This window comes from Yersinia sp. 1252 StPb PI, assembly GCF_048593885.1.
Classification (GTDB): domain Bacteria; phylum Pseudomonadota; class Gammaproteobacteria; order Enterobacterales; family Enterobacteriaceae; genus Yersinia; species Yersinia enterocolitica_E.
In genome coordinates this window covers 1-407 of the sequence record NZ_JAZGQE010000506.1, presented here as the reverse complement: position 1 = coordinate 407, position 407 = coordinate 1, and the positions used below count along the sequence as shown (strand labels likewise).

Below are 407 nucleotides of genomic sequence, written 5' to 3'. Positions count from 1 at the left end.
CGCGGGATTGCCCGCACCAATGCGCTGGTGACCGTGCGCCAGAGTGGTCAGGTGTTGTATGAAACCACGGTTTCGCCGGGCGAATTTATCATTGATGACCTCTATCCGACCGGCTACGGCGGCAATCTGGATGTCACGGTGCGTGAAGCCGACGGCAGCACACAGAACTTCCAGGTGCCGTTTGCGGCAGTGGCGCAATTGCTGCGCCCCGGTTCGCAGCGCTACAGCCTGACGGTGGGTAAAGTGCGCAATGATTCGCTCTCCTTTACCCCGGGTCTTTATCAGGGAACCTATCAGCGTGGTCTGAACAACAGCATTACCGGTTATACCGGGGCGCAGGCCAGTGAAGACTATTATGCCGTGCAGGTCGGGACTGCGTTCAGTACCCCGATTGGGGCGGTGGCGGT

Annotated in this window: 1 protein-coding gene; it reads left to right on the top strand. The window is 59.5% G+C overall.

Translation table 11 applies throughout. From position 1 onward, the window contains the following. On the top strand, window positions 1–407 hold a 407-nt coding region (locus V2A85_RS24525), incomplete at both ends, for a fimbria/pilus outer membrane usher protein (protein WP_420072669.1).